Annotated in this window: 15 protein-coding genes; 8 read left to right on the top strand and 7 right to left on the bottom strand. The window is 66.7% G+C overall.

The genetic code is table 11. From position 1 onward, the window contains the following. Positions 1 to 236: 236 nt before the first annotated feature. A complete protein-coding gene (gene mvaT / locus OMP44_RS22705; protein ID WP_273861849.1) occupies positions 237 to 620 on the bottom strand; it encodes a histone-like nucleoid-structuring protein MvaT in 384 nt (127 codons plus the stop codon). A gap of 300 nt (positions 621 to 920) precedes the next feature. Here mvaT and purU point away from each other — a divergent pair, with 300 nt between their 5' ends. Together purU and OMP44_RS22695 are read left to right on the top strand one after the other, a co-directional pair. Beyond that, complete coding sequence (gene purU, locus OMP44_RS22700; RefSeq protein WP_133862531.1) at positions 921 to 1,772, top strand: formyltetrahydrofolate deformylase; 852 nt, start codon at positions 921 to 923, stop codon at positions 1,770 to 1,772. After that, complete coding sequence (locus OMP44_RS22695; protein ID WP_187981396.1) at positions 1,744 to 1,995, top strand: hypothetical protein; 252 nt, start codon at positions 1,744 to 1,746, stop codon at positions 1,993 to 1,995. The genes purU and OMP44_RS22695 overlap by 29 nt, the downstream gene beginning before the upstream one ends. On the opposite strand, the gene OMP44_RS22690 is transcribed toward OMP44_RS22695, so the two are convergent. Further along, positions 1,983 to 2,204 carry a hypothetical protein gene (locus OMP44_RS22690; RefSeq protein ID WP_133862529.1) on the bottom strand — a complete coding sequence of 74 codons (222 nt, stop codon included), beginning with the start codon at positions 2,202 to 2,204 and terminating at the stop codon, positions 1,983 to 1,985. The genes OMP44_RS22695 and OMP44_RS22690 overlap by 13 nt on opposite strands. A 118-nt stretch (positions 2,205 to 2,322) precedes the next feature. Further along, positions 2,323 to 3,171 carry a carboxylating nicotinate-nucleotide diphosphorylase gene (nadC, locus tag OMP44_RS22685; RefSeq protein WP_273861850.1) on the bottom strand — a complete coding sequence of 283 codons (849 nt, stop codon included), beginning with the start codon at positions 3,169 to 3,171 and terminating at the stop codon, positions 2,323 to 2,325. Between the two features lie 285 nt (positions 3,172 to 3,456). On the opposite strand from nadC, the gene OMP44_RS22680 reads away from it, so the two are divergent. Then, positions 3,457 to 5,643, top strand: coding sequence for a DUF1631 domain-containing protein (locus tag OMP44_RS22680; RefSeq protein ID WP_187980160.1), 2,187 nt, complete (start codon positions 3,457 to 3,459; stop codon positions 5,641 to 5,643). Positions 5,644 to 5,710: 67 nt separating this feature from the next. On the opposite strand, the gene OMP44_RS22675 is transcribed toward OMP44_RS22680, so the two are convergent. Continuing rightward, entirely contained in the window at positions 5,711 to 7,003 is a 1,293-nt protein-coding gene (locus OMP44_RS22675) for an NAD(P)/FAD-dependent oxidoreductase (protein WP_187980159.1), read from the bottom strand. A 257-nt stretch (positions 7,004 to 7,260) separates the two neighbouring features. After that, the gene (locus tag OMP44_RS22670; protein WP_187980158.1) at positions 7,261 to 7,740 is read right to left on the bottom strand and encodes an MOSC domain-containing protein; all 480 of its coding nucleotides are present in this window, start codon (positions 7,738 to 7,740) and stop codon (positions 7,261 to 7,263) included. An 83-nt stretch (positions 7,741 to 7,823) separates the two neighbouring features. On the opposite strand from OMP44_RS22670, the gene OMP44_RS22665 reads away from it, so the two are divergent. Both OMP44_RS22665 and ampD read left to right on the top strand, forming a co-directional pair. Beyond that, positions 7,824 to 8,300, top strand: coding sequence for an FAD/FMN-containing dehydrogenase (locus OMP44_RS22665; protein WP_133862524.1), 477 nt, complete (start codon positions 7,824 to 7,826; stop codon positions 8,298 to 8,300). Next, positions 8,300 to 8,860: a 1,6-anhydro-N-acetylmuramyl-L-alanine amidase AmpD gene (ampD, locus tag OMP44_RS22660; RefSeq protein ID WP_280311404.1), complete on the top strand. Its 561-nt coding sequence runs from the start codon at positions 8,300 to 8,302 to the stop codon at positions 8,858 to 8,860. The genes OMP44_RS22665 and ampD overlap by 1 nt, the downstream gene beginning before the upstream one ends. On the opposite strand, the gene OMP44_RS22655 is transcribed toward ampD, so the two are convergent. Continuing rightward, positions 8,857 to 9,654 (bottom strand): TatD family hydrolase, encoded by a 798-nt coding sequence (locus tag OMP44_RS22655; protein WP_280311403.1) that lies wholly within the window; start codon positions 9,652 to 9,654, stop codon positions 8,857 to 8,859. The two genes, ampD and OMP44_RS22655, sit on opposite strands and share 4 nt — an antisense overlap. Then, a complete protein-coding gene (gene cra / locus OMP44_RS22650) occupies positions 9,651 to 10,643 on the bottom strand; it encodes a catabolite repressor/activator (protein WP_280311402.1) in 993 nt (330 codons plus the stop codon). Before cra ends, OMP44_RS22655 begins: the two co-directional genes overlap by 4 nt. A 281-nt stretch (positions 10,644 to 10,924) precedes the next feature. Here cra and ptsP point away from each other — a divergent pair, with 281 nt between their 5' ends. Genes ptsP through OMP44_RS22635 form a run of 3 tightly spaced genes read left to right on the top strand, consistent with a single transcriptional unit; the run spans position 10,925 to position 16,526 of the window. Beyond that, positions 10,925 to 13,807: a phosphoenolpyruvate--protein phosphotransferase gene (ptsP, locus tag OMP44_RS22645; RefSeq protein WP_280311401.1), complete on the top strand. Its 2,883-nt coding sequence runs from the start codon at positions 10,925 to 10,927 to the stop codon at positions 13,805 to 13,807. Then, positions 13,804 to 14,772, top strand: a complete 969-nt coding sequence (pfkB, locus tag OMP44_RS22640; RefSeq protein WP_280311400.1) for a 1-phosphofructokinase — start codon at positions 13,804 to 13,806, stop codon at positions 14,770 to 14,772. The genes ptsP and pfkB overlap by 4 nt, the downstream gene beginning before the upstream one ends. After that, positions 14,769 to 16,526 (top strand): PTS fructose-like transporter subunit IIB, encoded by a 1,758-nt coding sequence (locus OMP44_RS22635; RefSeq protein ID WP_187980153.1) that lies wholly within the window; start codon positions 14,769 to 14,771, stop codon positions 16,524 to 16,526. The genes pfkB and OMP44_RS22635 overlap by 4 nt, the downstream gene beginning before the upstream one ends. The last annotated feature ends 41 nt before the right edge of the window (positions 16,527 to 16,567 follow it).

The following is a 16,567-nucleotide window of genomic DNA, read 5'->3' as shown; positions in this document are numbered from 1 at the left end:
AACAACAAAGGTCGTTAGAGACGTCTGCTAACAGAAAAGACGTGCACAGCCAAAGGTGCCGCGGCCAAGGACCGCAGCTTCAGCTGAGAAAGATGTTGCTTGGGCAATATGAAAGACGCGGTGAACGGTCGTGTCAGCGGAGTCTTGAAGCTGGCAGTCGGTGTTTGGGGTTGGCCGGTTGCGCAATCCTTTGCCGTGCAGGCAAAAAAAACGCCGACTGGCCGGCGTTTTTCTGATCAATCCAGCAGGGTTACCCAGGACTCGACGTCGTCCGAACCCCACTTGGCTTTCCACTCTTTCAGCGTCTTGTGATTGCCACCCTTGGTTTCAATCACTTCGCCATTGTGCGGATTCTTGTATTGCTTAACTTTACGGGCGCGCTTGGGCTTACTGCCATTGCTGGCCTTGGGAGTTCGGGTCTGGCGAGCGGGCTTGGCTTCGGTATCGAGAATGCCGATGATGTCACGCAGGGATTTCTGATACTCACCCATCAGTGCGCGAAGTTTCTTCTCGAACTCCAGCTCGCGCTGCAGTTTGTCGTCCTCTTGCAGCGACTTCAGGCGCTCCTGCAATTCCTTGATGGCTTCTTCGGTCTGGCGATATTCGTTGATGAGCGACATAAACGGCCTTTGTTCTGAGTGATGCAGAGATGAAATTCTGCATCGATCATAGATTGGCTATTGGAATAAGTAAACTGTCCGCATGACAGCCCGATAATTAAGGCGGCGTCCGTCGCAACAATGATGTTGGTAAAAGTCGCGCAACTTTCAGCAGGGCGGCAGTGGAACTTGTCGGTCCTTACTTGTCCTTTGCAAAGTCTTTACCCACGCCGTACAGGCGCGCGCCGTGGCACCTTGCGCCGCTCGACGCTGCAGGCGACTGCGCCTAGAATGCAGCCCCTTTTCGTTCGAGGTTGTGCTATGCAAACGTTTCGTCTGGTGATCGCCTGTCCGGACGGGGTAGGTATCGTGGCCAAGGTCAGCAACTTCCTGGCGACCTATAACGGCTGGATTACCGAAGCGAGTCATCACTCGGATACGGAGAGTGGCTGGTTCTTCATGCGCCATGAGATCCGCGCGGATTCACTGCCCTTCGATCTGGCCGGCTTCAGTCAGGCCTTCGCGCCCATCGCGCGGGAATTCTCCATGCAGTGGCGGATCACCGATTCGGCCCAGCGCAAGCGCGTGGTGCTCATGGCCAGTCGCGAATCCCACTGCCTGGCCGACCTGCTGCACCGCTGGCACAGCGGCGAGCTGGACTGCGAGATCCCCTGCGTCATCTCCAACCACGACACCCTGCGCAGCATGGTCGAGTGGCACGGCATTCCCTTCTTCCACGTGCCGGTCGATCCTGCCAACAAGCAGCCGGCTTTCGACGAGGTATCGCGGCTGATCGATCTGCACCAGGCCGATACCGTGGTCCTGGCGCGCTACATGCAGATCCTGCCGCCGGATCTCTGCGCGCGCTATGCCCACCAGGTGATCAACATCCACCACAGCTTCCTGCCGTCCTTCGTCGGCGCCAAGCCCTATCACCAGGCGTCGCTGCGCGGCGTCAAGCTGATCGGCGCCACCTGCCACTACGTGACCGAAGAGCTGGATGCCGGTCCGATCATCGAGCAGGACGTGGAGCGCGTCAGCCACCGGGACAATGTCGAGGACATGGTGCGGCTGGGCAAGGACGTCGAGAAGATGGTGCTGTCCCGCGGTCTGAGATACCACCTGCAAGAGCGGGTCATGGTCCATGGCAACAAGACCGTCATCTTCGACTGACAGCGACTCCCCGGCGGCTGCTCCCGGTACCGCGGAGCAGCCACCCCGTCTGGGCGAAGGTTGCCTGGCCCGCTACGACCTGCAGGCGATGACTCTCGACGGCGGCGCCGACTTCACTGCCGCCGCGGCGCTCTGGCGGCAACTGCAGGCACGGCAAGGCGACGAAGACGGCGTGGCGGACGCTCCGGACAGCGCGGCTGAAGACTCGCCTCAGGTGTCCTGAGTGATGGACTCGTCGCTGGCTTTGGCCTTGAGATCGGCGATCTTGCGCACTTCCGAGGCGAACACCTCGTCCTGCACGGTCGGCCGTTTCTTCCAGGGCTTGCGGTCGGGTTTGGGTTGCGCGGCGTAGGTGACGATTTCGCCACCGTAGACATCCTGATAGCGCTGGGCCTGGCGTTCCAGTTCAGCGCGAAGTTGATCTTTGGTCACGGGTTCGATCTTGTTCGAGTGTCGCGAGAGGCGAGCGGTCGTCAGGACCGCTCGAAGCCGGTGCGCAAGAGGCGCGGCTGCGGAGTCTAGCCGCCGCGCGGCACTTTGCCTATCCCGCTCAGTTCAGGATGCGCATGGACAGGTCGACGGCCTTGACGTCCTTGGTCAGGGTGCCGATGGAGATGTAGTCGACACCGGTCTGGGCGATGTCGAGCAGGGTGTCCTGGTTGACGCCGCCCGAGGCTTCCAGCTTGGCCCGGCCCGCGGTCAGGGCCACCGCCGTGCGCATGTCGGCCAGACTCAGCTCGTCCAGCATGACGATGTCCGCGCCGGCGCTCAGGGCCTGTTCCAGCTCCCGCAGATCTTCCACCTCGACTTCCACCGGACGCCCCGGCGCCAGTTGCCGGGCGGCGGCCACGGCCTGGGCGATGCCGCCGCAGGCGGTGATGTGGTTTTCCTTGATCAGGAAGGCGTCGAACAGCCCGATTCTATGGTTGTAGCAGCCGCCGCAGGTGACCGCGTATTTCTGGGCACGGCGCAGGCCGGGCAGGGTCTTGCGGGTATCCAGCAGCCTTACGGCGGTGTCCTGCACCAGGTCGGCATAGTGGCGGCAGCGGGTGGCGGTGCCGGACAGCAGTTGCAGGAAATTCAGCGCGCTGCGCTCGCCGGTGAGCAGGGCGCGCGCGGGACCCGCGAGTTCGAACAGCACCTGGTCCGCTGCGACCCGCTCGCCATCGGTCACCTGCCAGCGGACTTCCACTGCGGGATCCAGCACCCGGAACACCTCGTCGACCCAGGCCGTGCCTGACACCACCGCGGCTTCGCGGGTGATGATCCGCGCCCGGGCGTGCTGATGAGCGGGGATCAGACCGGCCGTGAGGTCGCCACTGCCGACGTCTTCGCGCAGTGCGGCGGCGACATTGTCAGTGATGACCTGGGCGAGATCGGCAGGGGTAGCGCTGGACATGAAAAAACTCCGAGAAGGGCTGCGGGAGGCGAGCGGGCAACTTTAGGGGAGGTTGACGATCTGAGATAGACAACGTCGAATTATTTGAAGGGCAGGCGCTGACTGACAGGTGCCTTGTGAACCCTGTCATGTACTGTGCAGATGTCGATTGGTCGATGCCTTGGCAAAGCAAATAATGGCACATCGACAACGTTTCACCTCGCGGCCAGGGCGGCCAACGTTGTTCAATGCTCCTGTAGTGGAACGCGATTCAGCCGAACGCAAGAACGGTTGTGGGAGGCGGTGGTGCAGAACGACGTAAACGTAGTTCATTTCAAGGCGCTCGGGGAATCTTCTTCCCGATTGCCCGCAGTGCTTTTACCGGTCAGGGATCGCGCCGCTCAGCGACTCAATGCGTCCTTGCAGCAGCTGTTCGACAACGCCGACGATGCGCTGTTTGAGATGGCCGATCGGGCCGGCAGCAACCAGGAACAGAGTCTCTACTTCGAAGCGATGCGTGATCTGCGCCTCCGGCGCAAGAGCATCGAGCGCAGCTTTCTCCAGCAGTATTTCGAGCGCTTCGCGGCGCTGAACAACCTGGTTGGCAGCAAGCCGGAGATGCGCCTGGACAGCGTTTCCTACGAAGACCTCAGTCTGGTGCAGAACGATGCGCTGGAAGAGAGCGTCGCCGTGGACACCATGGTGGCCAAGGCCCTCAGCAACAACGCCATGGCCATCAGCCACCTGACCATCAGGTTCAATACCCAGCTGTCGAGCAAGCTGGACGATTCGACTCATCCGCTGGGGCCGCGCCGCCTGTGCGAGGCCTTCGTCGAAGCCTGTCGTGATCTCGACACCGACATCAAGGTCAAGCTGATCATCTACAAGCTGTTCGAGCGCTTCGTGCTCAACGGGCTGGGTCAGCTGTATGCGGAATCCAATCGTCAGCTGGTCGAGGCGGGCGTACTGCCCCAGCTCAAGGCCATTCCCCAGCAGGTGCCGAGCCGCTCGGCCAAGGGCTACAGCGGACGCACCCCGGCCCACGTCAACAGCGAAGACGACGGTCAGGAACTCTTCGGCACCCTGCAGGGCCTGCTGGCCCAGCTGCGGACGCCGACCAGTGCGGCCCTGGGTGGCGCCATGACCGCAGATGAAGGCGCCGCGACCGGTGATGGCCAGGTCATCACCAGCTATGACCTCATGCGTCTGCTGTCCCACCTGCAGCAGCAGATATCCAGTCAGTCCCTGGATGGCTACGACCTCAAGGCGCAACTGGGTGTGGCCCTGGGCCGCATCAGCGAGCGCTCGGGTCGAAAGCGCGTGGTGGGGCAGGTCGACGAAGACGTCATCAACCTGGTGGCGATGCTGTTCGAATTCATTCTCGACGACCTCACCCTGCCGGATTCGCTCAAGGCACTGATCGCTCGCCTGCAGATTCCCATGCTGAAGGTCGCGGTCCTCGACAAGACCTTTTTCAGCCGTGGCAGCCATCCGGCCCGGCGACTGCTCAACGAGATCGCCGCCGCTTCCCTGGGCTGGGGCGAGCAGAGCGACCTGCAGCGCGACGGCCTGTATCAGAAGATCGAGCAGATCGTGCAGCGCCTGCTGTCCGACTTCGTCGACGATCCGGAGATCTTCGCCGAGCTGCTGGCCGACTTCATGGCCTATGTCAGCGACGAGCAGCGGCGCAGTGAGCTGCTCGAACAGCGCACCCGTGATGCCGAGGAAGGCCGGGCGCGCGCCGAGATCGCTCGCTTGCAGGTCGAGCACGTGCTCAGCCAGCGCCTGCAGGAGCACCCGTTGCCCGCTGCCGTGCAACGTGTCCTGCGCGAGGCCTGGAGCCAGGTGCTGCTGCTGACCTGCCTGAAGCAGGGCTATGATTCCAGCGAATGGCGCGCAGCCCTCAAGACCATGGATGATCTGATCTGGAGCATCCAGCCGCACCACGACGTCGCATCGCGCCAGCGCCTGCTGGAAATGGTGCCCGGCCTGCTCAAGGCACTGCGGGAAGGCCTGGCCAGCGCGGCCTTCGATCCCTTTTCCACCTCCGAATTCTTCACCGAGCTCGAGTCCCTGCACGTCCAGACCTTTCAGCAGACCCGTCCCGAACTGGCGGATGCGGCGGCGGATACGGCGGTCGTGGTGCCGGCGTCGGTGCCTGTCGACGAGCCCTTCGAGCTGCCGCGCGCGGCTGAGCGGATCACCGGACTGACCAGCGACTCCCTGGAGTGGGTGGATGTCCTCTCGGTAGGCGCCTGGTTGGAAATCCAGGATGTCGAGCAGAAGCTGCGCTGCAAGCTGGCCGCGGTCATCCGCCCCATGGGCCGCCTGGTGTTCGTCAATCGGACCGGCATGAAGGTGCTGGACCGGACCCGCGAGGAACTGGCGCTGGATTACCAGGAGGGTCGGGTACGGCTGCTGGACGATGCCCTGCTGTTCGACCGGGCCATGACTTCGGTGATCGGCAATCTGCGCGGTCAGTCGCTGTCCTGAGTGCTTTGCGCAAGGCATAAAAAAAGCCGTCCCTGAGGACGGCTTTTTTTATGCCCAGACCAGGGGCCTAGTGCAGCTTCAGGCGCGGCTCGGTCTTGCGTCTCAGGTGATCGCCGGCAAACAGCGCCAGGGCACGCAGCGGGCCATAGAGGGCGACTTGGTGCATCCGGTAGAGCGACACATAGAAGGTCCGCGCCAGCCAGCCTTCCAGGGTCAGGCTGCCGAGGGCGCCGCCCATGAGATTGCCCACCGCGCTGAAGCGCGACAGCGAGATCAGCGAGCCGTAGTCCTTGTAGACATAGTCGGGCAGCGGCTTGCCTTCCAGGCGCGCCTTGAAGGTCTTGACCAGCAGCGAGGCCTGCTGGTGGGCGGACTGGGCGCGCGGTGGCACGGTACGGGTGTCGCCGGGGGTCAGGGGGCAGGCCGCGCAGTCGCCGAGGGCGAAGACGTTCGGGTCGCGGGTGGTCTGCAGCGTCGAGTTGACCACCAGCTGGTTGATGCGATTGGTCTCGAGGCCCGCCAGGTCCTTGAGAAAGGCCGGGGCGCGGATACCGGCGGCCCAGACCTTGAGACTGGCCGGAACGAATTCGCCTGCGGTCTGCAGGCCGTCGGCGCGGACTTCCTTGACCGCCGAACCGGTCAGCACCCGTACGCCGAGTTTCTCCAGGGTGCGGTGCGCCTGGCCGGCGATCCGCTCGGGCAGCGCCGGCAGGATGCGTGGACCGGCCTCGACGAGGGTGATGCGCAGGTCTTCGGGACGGATGCGGTCCATGCCGTAGGCTTGCAACTCTTCGGCGGCGTTGCGCAATTCGGCCGCCAATTCCACGCCGGTAGCACCGGCGCCGACAATGGCCACCTCGATGTATTCACCCGGCTGCTCGCTGACGTGGGCGCGCAGGTAGTGGGTCAGCAGCTTGCGGTGGAAGCGTTCGGCCTGGGCTCGGGTGTCGAGGAAGATGCAGTTTTCCGCAGCGCCTGGCGTACCGAAGTCGTTGGTGGTACTGCCGATGGCCAGCACCAGGGAGTCGTAGCCGATCTCCCGTTCCGGAACCAGGACGGCGCCGTCGTCCTCGATCGCGGCCAGCTGCACCTTGCGGCGCTCGCGATCCAGGCCGGTCATGCGTCCGAACTGGAATTCGAAGTGGTTCCACTTGGCCTGGGCGACATAGCTGAGTTCGTCCTCGGTGGAATTGAGCGAGCCGGCGGCCACCTCGTGCAGTAGCGGTTTCCACAGGTGGGTAGCGTTGGCGTCGATCAGCACGATCTGCGCCTGGTCGCGCTTGCCGAGGCTGCGTCCCAGGCGGGTAGCCAGTTCCAGGCCGCCGGCGCCGCCGCCGACGATAACGATGCGATGGGTCATGGAGAGCACTCATGGAGAAGGAAAGCGGGGGCCGGACCGGGCGCGTCGCCGCAAGCGGGCGCAGTCCCGGGTCGGTAGATATCTGGGGGTCGTCGCAACGCGCGATAGTCGCGCCATCTAGCAGAGAAGATGGGCGAAAAGTCGTGACTTTCAAGGGAGGCGGCGTGCATCTGCTCTGGCAAGGATGTCTGCGGCGACGAGAGGTAGCGCTAGTTTAACCGGGCTGACCCGGCCATTCGACCCTGGAGAAACTGGGGTCAATCCAGGACCTCCACCCGATCGCCCAGGCGGATGATGCCGCTTTCCAGCACCCGGGTCGTGAGGCCGCCATGGCCGCGCACGGCCTGGAAGGTCCCCGGGCCCAGGCGTTCTTCCAGGCGCGCGCAGGGCTGGCACCAGCCCGTGGTCTCCAGGATCGCCTGGCCGATGCGAAAGCGCCGGTTCTTCAGGCTGAACAGATTGATCCCGGCGATGGCCAGATTGCGGCGCAGATCGGCGGGTGCGACCGTCTTGCCGATCAGCGCGGCCACCACCGGCAGGTGTTCCCACTGGATGAGGGTGACCTGGCGCTGGTTGCGCGGGGTAGGGCGGGCGTGATCGCCGGTCAGGCCCGCGTCACGCCGGGCTTCCACGGCCTCGATCTCGACCATGGGCGCACGGGAGGCGGGTCGCACGCCGATCCAGCGCACCTCGCCGGACTGGGGGACCTGGGCGAGCAGTTCTTTGAGCGGGATCATGGGGCTCCTTGACGCGATGGTGGTGCCAATTCGAGCGGTAGGGCAGGATAGCGGCCTCGATAGACCTTTCAAGAGAGGATGCCATGCGCGCTGGAGTTCTGGCGTTGTTGCTGTCGTGTCTGCTGCTGCCCCTGACCGCCCTGGCACTCGAACCCGGCGAGCGGGTGGCGCCCTTCACCCTGCTCGATCAGCGTGACCAGCCCTATACCTTCGACGACCAGCTGCAGGTCCTGCTGGTGGCGCGCAGCATGAGCGGCTCCGGCCTGGTCAAGGAAGCCATGCGCGAGCAGCCGGCGAACTATATCGACGGCAGCCGGGTGGCCTACATCGCCGATATCAGCAGCATGCCGGCGGCCATCACGCGGATGTTCGCCGTACCGGCCATGCGCAAGTACGGCTACCGAATCCTGCTCGATCGCGAATCGCGGATCGTGCCGCGCTTTCCGGGCGCTGCCGACAAGGTGCTCTGGGTGACCCTCGATCATGGCCGCTTCGTCAGCCAGCGCGAATTCAGCGACGCCACCGCGCTGCGCGACGCGCTCAAGGCCAAGGCCCGCTGATGGAGCGGGCGTTCGTCGAGGGCTGGTATCGCGAGGCGCGCCGCTGTCCTTCGCCCAACCACAACGAACGCCCGGCAGGGACGGTGGTGTCCCTGCTGGTGATCCACAACATCAGCCTGCCGCCCGGGCAATTCGGCACCGGCTGCGTCCAGGCGTTCTTCCAGAATTGCCTGGATCATTCGGCCCATCCCTTCTTCGCGGAGATCGCCGAACTGAAGGTGGCGGCGCACTTTCTCATCGAGCGCGACGGGGCGGTGACCCAGTTCGTCTCCTGCGAGCAGCGCGCCTGGCATGCCGGTATCTCCTGCTTCGACGGGCGCGAGAACTGCAACGACTTCTCCCTGGGCATCGAACTGGAAGGCACGGACGACCTGGCCTACACCGACGCCCAGTATCTTGCCCTGGGGCGGCTGACGCGGGCGCTGCAGCGCGCCTATCCGGCGATCAGCGCCGAGCGCATCCAGGGCCACAGCGCTATCGCCCCGGGCCGCAAGACCGATCCGGGACCGGCGTTCGACTGGCAGCGTCTGCACGCCGAGTTGCAGGACGGCGACGTCTAGGCCAGCTGGTCCGCGTCCCAGCCGAACACCGCGCAGGCATTACGCGTAGTGGTCGCCGCGAGTGTCTCGGCCGAAACCTGCCACAGCGGCGCCAGGGCGGCGCAGATGGCCGGCAGGTGGGTAGGGCTGTTGCGCACGTCCGGATGCATGGCGGGTGGCATGTCGGGCGCATCGGTCTCCAGCACGATGCCCTCCAGCGGCAACTGTGGCAGTACCCGCTGCAGTCTTTTCGCCTGCGGCCAGGTGGGCGCGCCGCCCAGCCCGATCTTGAAGCCCAGGCGCAGGTATTCGCGAGCTTCTTCATAGCTGCCGGAAAAGGCGTGGGCGATGCCGGCTCGGGGTGGCTTGAGACGCTTCAGGATCCTGACCACATCGGCATGGGCGCGGCGCACGTGCAGCAGTACCGGCAGGTCCAGCTCCATGGCCAGGCGCACCTGCTGTTCGAAGAACCAGGCCTGGCGCGTCTTGTCCGGCGTCTCGATGAAATAGTCCAGACCGATCTCGCCCAGGGCGCAGAGGCGGGGATCGCTCCGGCGTTCCAGGCAGAAGGTCCGGAGCGCCTCGATATCGGCCTCCTGATGGCGCTGCAGGTACAGCGGATGCAGGCCGGGCGCCGCATGGAGGCCGGTGTTTTCCGTGGCAACCCGCCAAAGTTGCGGCCACTGGCTGCGCTCGACGCCGATCAGCACCTGGCGGATCACCCCGAGTCGCGCGCATTCGGCCAGCAGGCCCGGTCGCGCGGCGTCGAAGTCCGGGTAGTCCAGATGGTTGTGGGTATCGATCAGCAGGCTCATGGCAGGCGGCGTTTGAGCACCCTCGGGATGGCCTGCACACCGGGCAGGTAGTGATCGTTTTCCAGGGCGTCCAGCATCAGCTCCAGGGCCCGCTCGGTGATGACCTCGTGCTGCTGGGAGATGGCGTTGACCTTGAACGGCAGATAGTCCAGCAACTGGGTATCGCCGAAGGTGGCCAGGCGCAGGGTGTCGCCTGCGGCCAGTGGATGATCGCGCAGCACATCCAGCACGCCTTGCAGCAGGACGTAGGAGGTGGTCAGCAGCGCCTCGGGCCAGTGGCCGAGTTCTTCGATCATGGCCAGCGCCTGGGCGCGACCGCCTTCCCGGCTGTAGTGGGGTGCATGCCGCTCCCGGTGGCGCGCCGGGTGGTCGGCGAGGGCCGCGGCGAAGCCGGCGGCGCGGGCGCGGCTGATGGCCAGGTCGGGACGGGCGCCGATCAGCGCGATGCTGTGGGTGTTCGGTGTCAGCAGCGTGGCCGCCAGTTGCCGGCCGGCGGTGTGGTCGTCGCTGACCACCGAGCAGAATTGCGCCGGATCGAGCTGGCGATCGATGGCGATGATCGGGATGTTGTGTTCCTGCAGCTGGCGGTACGGGGCGTCGTCCTCGGCCAGGCTGCTGGCGGTGAACAGGCCGTCGCAGCGGCGCGCGCGAAACAGCGCGATCAGCTGGCGTTCGCTGTCGGGATTGTCGTCGGTGCAGGCGATCAGCAGCTGATAGCCACGCGCCCGTGCCCGGCGTTCCAGCTGCTTGGCCAGGCGCGCATAGCTGGGGTTCTCCAGGTCGGGCAGCAGGAAGCCCAGGGTGTGGGTGGCACCACGGCGCAGGCCTGCGGCGCGCTGGTCGGGCTGGTAGCCGTGGGCTTCGACCACGGCCATGACCCGCGCCACGGTCGCCGCGCTGATGCGTCTTTGCGCCGCCTTGCCGTTGATGACGTAGCTGGCGGTGGTGAGGGATACGCCGGCCAATTGGGCGATGTCGCTGAGTTTCACGCCTGTTCCTCATGGGACCTGAATGGCCTGGCGCTGTACGGCGCTGGCGAGACGGTCTTTATTGTGTGTTGTGCTTCAAGGATCGGCGATTATCGAGTAACGTTCCAGTCCCATTGGGTGAAACGTTTCAGCTTTCTGTTGTCCGAGGGCTGGCACGAATCTGCCAAGGGCCCTGCCACGCCGCTCCCGACGCGATTGCAGGGCTGAGCGAGCCGGCAAGCATCTATTACAAGAAAGGCACGGCGCCAGGATCAGGCGCGCGGCGCCGGAGGTATCCTTCCATGTTCGAACTCAATGCCCAGCATATCCGCATGGCCCAGCAGGCGCCGGACAAGGCGACTGCCCTGGCCATGCTCGCCGAGTCCCTGGTGACCGACAGTCTGGTCGCCCCGGGTTATCTCGAAGGGCTCAAGGCCCGCGAGGCCCAGGGCTCCACCTACCTCGGCCAGGGTATCGCCATTCCCCATGGTACGCCTCAGACCCGCGACCAGGTGTTCGTCACCGGCGTGCGGATGATGCAATTCCCGCACGGGGTGGACTGGGGTGATGGTCAGCTGACCTACCTGGCCATCGCCATCGCCGCCAAATCCGACGAACACCTGCGCATCCTGCAGCTGCTCACCCGGGCCCTGGGTGAAAGCGACCTGCAGCAGGCCCTGCGCGAGGCCCGCGAACCCCAGCAGATCCTCGACCTGCTGCAGGGCGCACCCCAGGCGCTGGCGCTGGACGAAGAACTGGTGCAACTGGCCATCGATGCCGAGGACCTGGAAGACCTGGCCTGGCAGGGTGCGCGCATGCTCAAGCACATGGAATGCGTGGGGGCCGGCTTCGCCGGTGCCCTGCAGGCCAGCCAGCCGCTGCCGCTGGGCGACGGCCTCTGGTGGCTGAATAGCGAGACCGCGGTGAAACGCCCCGGCCTGGCCTTCGTCACTCCGCTGCAGACCCTGCAGGTGCAGGAGCAGCCGGTGCGCGGCCTGTTCTGCCTGGCCAGCCTGGGCGAGGGCCATCGTGCCCTGCTCGAACGCCTCTGCGATCTGCTCGTCGCCGGCCGTGGCCAGGAGCTGGCCCAGGCCACCTCCCGCCGCGCCGTGCTCGAAGCCCTGGGCGGCGAAGTCGCCCCGGACTGGCCCAGTGGCCAGGTGGTGCTGGCCAACGCCCATGGCCTGCATGCCCGTCCGGCCAAGGAGCTGGCGCGGCTGGCCAAGGCCTATGACGGCGAGATCCGCGTGCGCGTCGACAACGGTGCCCCGGTCTCGGCCAAGAGCCTGTCGCGGCTGCTGGCGCTGGGGGCCCGTCGCGGCCAGACCCTGGAATTCCTCGTCGAGCCTGGCACCCCGGCCGAGGCCGCGCTCAACGATCTGATCGGCGCTGTGCAGGCCGGTCTCGGTGAGGAAGTGGAACCGGTCACCGCCAGCGCACCAGCCCCGGCCGGGGCCGCCCGGGTCACCGCCATCAGCCTGGTGGACCCGTCCGAACAACTGCCGCTGGCCCCGGGCGATCGCGCCCAGGCCGTGGCCGCCGCCCCCGGCCTGGCCGTGGGCCCGGCGCATGTGGTGGCACCCCAGCACTTCGACTATCCTGCTACCGGCGCAGGCGCCGCCGCCGAACGCCAGCGCCTGGATGCGGCCCTGGCCGCGGTACGCGCGGATATCGAGGCGCTGATTGCGCGCAGCGAGGCCAGCGCTCTGCGCGAGATCTTCCTGACCCACCTGGAGATGCTGGAAGACCCGGATCTGCAGCAGGGCATCGCCGCCCGCCTCAAGGCCAACGCCAGCGCTGCGGCCGCCTGGGACGCCCAGATCGAGGAAGCCGCCAGTCAGCAGGAAGCCCTGCAGGACAAACTGCTCGCCGAGCGCGCCGCCGACCTGCGCGACGTCGGTCGGCGGGTACTGGCCCAGCTGTGCGGCGTCGAATCCGCCCGCGAGCCTGAAGAACCCTATGTGCTGGTGATGGACGAGGTCGGCCCGGGCGATGTGGCGCGGCTGGACCGCGAGCGCGTCTGCGGCATCCTCACCGCCCGTGGCGGCGCCAGCTCCCACAGCGCCATCGTCGCCCGCGCCCTGGGCATTCCGGCCATCGTCGGCGCCGGTCGCCGCGTGCTGGACCTGGCACCGCGCAGCGTGCTGCTGCTGGATGGCGACAAGGGCACCCTGGAAATCGCCCCGGATGCCCGTCGCATCGACGCCGTGCAGCGTGAGCGCGAGGTCCAGGCCGAGCGCCGCCGCGCCGCCGAAGCGCGCCGTTTCGAAAGCGCCACCACCCGTGACGGCCACCACGTCGAGATCGCCGTGAACCTGGGCGATACCGCCCAGGCCGCCGCCGCGGTGGAGCAGGGCGCCGAAGCCGTCGGCCTGCTGCGAACCGAACTGGTGTTCATGAGCCACGACAGCGCGCCCGATGAGGCCACCCAGGAAGCGGAATACCGCCGCGCCCTCGATGGCCTGGCCGGCAAGCCGCTGGTGGTGCGCACCCTGGACGTCGGTGGCGACAAGCCGCTGCCCTATCTGCCGCTGCCACCGGAAGAGAACCCCTTCCTCGGCATCCGCGGCATCCGCCTGACCCTGCGCCGTCCGGAATTGCTGGAGACCCAGCTGCGTGCCCTGCTCAAGGCCGCCGACGGCCGGCCGCTGCGGATCATGTTCCCCATGATCGGCCGGGTCGAGGAATGGCGCCAGGCGCGTGACATCCTCGACCGCCTGCGCCTGGAGATCCCCACCACCGACCTGCAGGTCGGCATCATGATCGAGGTGCCCTCGGCCGCGCTGCTGGCGCCGGTGCTGGCTCCGGAAGTGGACTTCTTCAGCGTCGGTACCAATGACCTGACGCAATACACCCTGGCCATCGACCGCGGCCACCCGCTGCTGTCCGGCGAGGCCGATGGCCTGCACCCCAGCGTGCTGCGCCTGATCGACATGACGGTGCGCGCCGCCCATGCCCACGGCAAGTGGGTGGGCGTCTGCGGCGAGCTGGCGGCCGATCCCCTGGCGGTGCCGGTACTGGTCGGCCTGGGCGTGGACGAGCTGTCGGTCTCGGCCCGCAGCGTGCCGCTGGTCAAGGCCCGGGTGCGCGAACTGGAGCTGCGCCTGGTGCAGTCCTGCGCCGCCCGCGCCCTGGAACTGGCCACTGCCGCGGAAGTGCGGCAGAGCGTGGAGGCCCTGCGATGAGCCGTATCCTCACCCTGACCCTTAATCCGGCGCTGGACCTCACCGTCCAGTTGCCGGAGCTCAAGCCCGGCGCGGTGAATCGCAGCGAGGCGGTGATCGTCCATGCCGCCGGCAAGGGCATCAACGTCGCCCAGGTGCTGGCCGATCTCGGCCACGACCTGACGGTGAGCGGCTTTCTCGGTGCTGACAACGCCACCGCCTTCGAGGCCCTGTTCGCCCGCCGCGGCTTCACCGATGCCTTCGTCCGGGTCGCCGGCGAAACCCGCAGCAATCTCAAGCTGGCCGAGGCCGCTGGGCGCATCACCGACATCAACGGACCCGGCCCGGAGGTGTCCGCCGCCGCCCAGCAGGAATTGCTCGAAACCCTCGATCGCCTGGCCCCTGGCCACGACGCCGTGGTGGTGGCCGGCAGCCTGCCGCGCGGGGTGACCCCCGAGTGGCTGGCCGCGCTGGTCGGTCGGCTCAAGTCGCTGGGCCTGCCGGTGGCCCTGGACACCAGTGGCGCCGCCCTGCGCGCCGCCCTGGCCGCCGGTCCCTGGCTGATCAAGCCCAATACCGAAGAATTGGCCGAAGCCTGTGGTGCACCCGCCGAGACCGCCACCGAGCAGACGCTGCTGGTCGAGCAACTGCGCGCCCTCGGCATCGAGCATCTGGTGATCTCCCAGGGCGCCGACGGCGTGCGCTGGTACGGTCAGCAGACCCTGGAGGCGCAGCCGCCTAGGGTCACCGTGGTGAGCACCGTCGGGGCGGGGGATTCCCTGCTGGCCGGCATGCTGCACGGTCTGCTCACCGGCCAGTCGCCGGAACGCACCCTGACTACGGCCACCGCCATCGCGGCCCTGGCGGTCACCCAGATCGGCTTCGGCATCAACGATTCCGCGCAACTCGCCACCTTCGAAGACCAGGTGCGGGTACGCGTCCTTCCCGACTTTCCGCTAGAACAAGAATCAGGGGTAAACCCATGAACATCGCCATCGTCACGACCTGCCCGACCGGCATGGTCACCAGCGTGCTCAGCGCGCGCCTGCTGGACGCCGCCGCCCAGCGCCGTGGCTGGACCACCAGCGTCGAGATCCACGACGGCCCCGAGGCCACCCTGCTGACCGACGACCAGGTGGCGCGCGCCGAACTGGTGGTGGTGGTCCATACCGGAGCGGTCGACCTGTCCCGCTTCGTCGGCAAGCGTGTCTACCGCGCCGCTCCGGCCGAAGCCCTGCGCGACGTCGATGCCTTCCTGCAGCGCGCCGCCAGCGAAGCCAAGGTGCTGGAACAGGCCCCGGCGGCCAGCGGCGCTGCGCCAAGCGTACCGGCCAGTGCCAGCGAGACGCCACGGCTGGTGGCCATCACCGCCTGCCCGACCGGTGTCGCTCACACCTTCATGGCGGCCGAGGCCCTGCAGAACGCGGCCAAGAAGCTCGGTTATCGCCTGCACCTGGAAACCCAGGGCTCGGTAGGGGCGCGCAATCCGCTGCCGGCCGAGGCCATTCGCGATGCCGACGTGGTGCTGCTGGCCACCGACATCGAGGTCAATGTTGAGCGCTTCGCCGGCAAGCGCGTCTATCGCTGCGGCACCGGCGTCGCCCTCAAGCAACCCGAGGCGACGATCAAAAAGGCGCTGGCCGAGGGCGAAACCTTGGCCGGTAGCGCCGTGCCAGCGGCGGGCGAGGGCGCCAAACCCGCCAAGAAGGAAGGCGCGGGCGTCTACAAGCACCTGCTCACCGGGGTGTCCTACATGCTGCCGATGGTGGTGGCGGGCGGTCTGCTGATCGCCCTGTCCTTCGTCTTCGGCATCGAGGCCTTCAAGGAGCAGGGCACCCTGGCCGCGGCCCTGATGCAGATCGGCGGCGAATCGGCGTTCAAGCTGATGGTCCCGGTGCTGGCCGGCTACATCGCCTATTCCATCGCCGACCGTCCGGGTCTCGCGCCCGGCATGATCGGTGGCTGGCTGGCCGCCAGTCTGGGCAGCGGCTTCATCGGCGGCATCATCGCCGGCTTCCTGGCGGGCTACGTGGCCAAGGCCATCGCCCAGCACGTCAAGCTGCCGGCCAGCGTCGAGGCGCTCAAGCCGATCCTGATCATCCCGCTGTTCGCCAGCCTCATCGTCGGCCTGGTGATGATCTATCTGGTCGGCACTCCGGTGGCCGGCGCCCTCAGTCGACTCACCGACTTCCTCAACAATCTCGGCACCAGCAATGCCGTGCTGCTCGGCCTGATCCTCGGCGCCATGATGTGCATCGACTTTGGCGGCCCGATCAACAAGGCCGCCTACGCCTTCACCGTCGGCCTGCTGGCGTCCAAGACCTACGGACCCATGGCCGCCACCATGGCGGCCGGCATGGTGCCGCCCATCGGCATGGGCATCGCCACCCTGCTGGCGCGGCACAAGTTCGCCCAGAGCGAGCGCGAGGCCGGCAAGGCGGCCTCGGTGCTGGGGCTGTGCTTCATCTCCGAGGGGGCGATTCCCTTCGCCGCCAAGGATCCGCTGCGGGTGATCCCGGCCAGCGTCATCGGCGGCGCCCTGACCGGCGCCCTGGTGATGCTGTTCAACTGCAAGCTGATGGCGCCCCACGGTGGCCTCTTCGTGCTGCTGATCCCCAACGCCATCAGCCACGCCTGGCTGTACCTGGGCGCCATCGCCGCCGGCAGTCTGGTGACCGGGGTCATCTACGCGGTGCTCAAGCGCAACGAAGCCGCCACCGAGCTGGTCCCCGCGGCCTGATCCGGACCCTGACGATACCGCTGTAACAAGAGGTTACACTG

This window comes from Pseudomonas flavocrustae (assembly GCF_029872515.1).
In the GTDB taxonomy this organism is placed as follows: domain Bacteria; phylum Pseudomonadota; class Gammaproteobacteria; order Pseudomonadales; family Pseudomonadaceae; genus Chryseomonas; species Chryseomonas aestiva.
The sequence above is the reverse complement of the archived record's forward strand: the minus strand, read 5'-3'. Positions and strand labels throughout refer to the sequence as shown.